The following is a 1,749-nucleotide window of genomic DNA, read 5'->3' as shown; positions in this document are numbered from 1 at the left end:
GAGAACTGGGTTCTTCCGCACTTTTCGTGATGGGTATCTTGTACTGAGGTTCCGGAACTGGGAAATCCAGAAAGTCGTTCACTTTCATGGATATTCCCCAGTGTCACGCCTTCGGTCTCTTGATCTTCCCCGTTCCCTCGTCGTTCGTCGTGTTGTTGCACTGGATAACAGAGTGGAGATCGAAGTCGGTCTGCGAAAACGGAGTGCAGTGTGTCCGGACTGTCAGTGCCCGACACAACGCATTCACAGTTTCTATCAGAGAAAACTCGCGGATCTTCCATGGCAGGGCCGTCCAGCCACGCTGATCGTTTCTGTGCCGCGCTTTTTCTGCCAGACGATGCTTTGTCCACGTCGGACGTTTGTCATGCCCCTTGAGGGGATAACCGTGCGTCATGGCAGACAGACCACACGTCTTACCGATCTTCATTATTATATCGCCCATACCCTGGGCGGTTCCGCTGGTGCACGAATGACCGTGCGCCTGTGTTGCCCCATCAGCGCCGATACTCTTGTCCGCCGTCTTCTCTCACGTGCGCAGAACACCACAAAAGGCACGGCCCGTACACGTGTGGTGGGGGTGGATGACTGGGCATGGCGGCGGGGACATCACTATGGAACGATTGTGGTCGATCTTGAGAAAAATGATGTCATTGACCTCCTGCCAGATCGGGACGCTGATACCCTTGCCCGATGGCTGCAGGTCCACCCCGGTATTGAAATCATTGCCAGAGACCGTGCCGGTACTTATGCAGACGGATGCCGCAGAGGCGCACCATCCGCTCTTCAGGTGACAGACCGCTGGCATCTGCTGAAGAACCTGTCAGACGCTTTTGTCAGCATTCTGGACCGTTTTACGACGACTGTCAGGACCCTGACACGACAGATGAACGTATCAACGGTCGTAAGCAAAATATCTGAAACAATCAGAGCGCATCCAGAAGAGGCGCAGGCGGTCGTCAGGTCAGCCTCTGGGGAACGGCGTGACATTCTTTTCAAGGAAGCTCTTGCCCTGAAAGCAGCGGGACACAGCATTCAGGCTATCGCCACAACGATCGGGGTAGAGAGAAAAACCGTGCGGCGCTGGTTTCAGCGGGGCCATGCACCACCATGGAAAAGAACGGTTCCGTCACGCAGCATACTCGTGCCTTACACAGCCCACCTGGAAAAGAGATGGTCCGAAGGATGTCGCAATAGTCGTCAGCTATGGCGGGAACTCCTGGAGCAGGGCTTTGCAGGACAATATGGCACCGTCTGGAAATGGGTGGCGACGCGACAGGGATATTCCGCGAAATCCGCTCCTTCCACGCATGTCGCTCCACCTCTGGGACGCAGACTTGCGCGGCTTCTCCTTGCAGATGACCCGCTATCTGCCGGACAGGAGGGACTTCTGGTTCCTGCCCTTCTGGAAGCCGAACCGCAACTGGCCGTCACGCTCTGCTGGCTCAGGAAAATGCAGACCCTGCTCTGTAAAAGAGGTGACACCTGCACGGAAGGCAATCTGAAGGCTCTGCTGAAAGAAGGAAAGACGACGCTACTGTCACGTCTGATTCCCGTGCTTGAACGGGATGCGGCTGCCATTGAAGCGTCTCTTGTCACACCTTGGACAACCAGCCCGGTTGAAGGACAGATCAGCCGACTGAAAATGATCAAGCGAACCATGTTCGGAAGAGCAGGCTTCGAACTCCTCAGGGCGCGTGTCCTTCAGCCCGCATAATCAAAAAACATCATCACGAAAAGTGCGGAAGAACC

General features: G+C 55.5%; 1 protein-coding gene. It reads left to right on the top strand.

Annotated features, from left to right (window positions below; all coding sequences use genetic code 11):
- Positions 1 to 100: 100 nt before the first annotated feature.
- Positions 101 to 1,714 carry an ISL3 family transposase gene (locus GOB87_RS16360; protein WP_166319153.1) on the top strand — a complete coding sequence of 538 codons (1,614 nt, stop codon included), beginning with the start codon at positions 101 to 103 and terminating at the stop codon, positions 1,712 to 1,714.
- The last annotated feature ends 35 nt before the right edge of the window (positions 1,715 to 1,749 follow it).

Source organism: Acetobacter estunensis, from assembly GCF_011516945.1.
Lineage (GTDB): Bacteria > Pseudomonadota > Alphaproteobacteria > Acetobacterales > Acetobacteraceae > Acetobacter > Acetobacter estunensis.
The sequence above is the reverse complement of the archived record's forward strand: the minus strand, read 5'-3'. Positions and strand labels throughout refer to the sequence as shown.